The organism is Stenotrophomonas sp. P5_A8 (assembly GCF_056400545.1).
In genome coordinates this window covers 1-524 of record NZ_JBFULB010000660.1, presented here as the reverse complement: position 1 = coordinate 524, position 524 = coordinate 1, and the positions used below count along the sequence as shown (strand labels likewise).

General features: G+C 49.2%; 1 protein-coding gene. It reads right to left on the bottom strand.

Annotation, left to right across the window (positions count from 1 at the left end):
• A partial coding sequence (locus AC1DQP_RS21335; RefSeq protein WP_478052537.1) for a hypothetical protein occupies positions 1-251 on the bottom strand: 251 nt, incomplete at its 3' end.
• Positions 252-524 lie beyond the last annotated feature (273 nt).

The following is a 524-nucleotide window of genomic DNA, read 5'->3' as shown; positions in this document are numbered from 1 at the left end:
AGTAGGTTGTAGTCGAAGATGAAGTTTTGAGAAGTACGCGTGTTGGTGGAATGGGCCATGTGCCGTGCATACAAGTCCTTCCCGTAGCCGTCTAATGCTGAAAGTGGGCCGTTATTGCATTGCCTGCACACATCGCCAATCTTGAGCTCCCCTGCAACTAGTTTTCCTTTAGCTTTTTCTGAGAATCCTGCGCCAGATTTGCTATTCCGCCCCTTGTAATACCAGCTAGGTATTACGTGCTCTCTGGTCATCTCTGCTGCCAAGCCACAATATTGACATGTCTTCATTTTGAGTGCCCATCTTCCGAAGTTGCTAGTCGTGTAGTACATCGCTCAACACAACTCGCCTACGGTGCGGCCTTCTTAAGCAAGCGCATGTATGTCTGAGACGTGTCCCTCCCCTCCCAAGCAGCTTTGACGTGTTCCGCAATCTTAGGTGCATCCGACTCAATTGTTGAGCGCCACAGGTTTGGGCTGTATTCGTAGACTCTAAGCATGTTGTCAATATCAAAGATACGGCCAGTG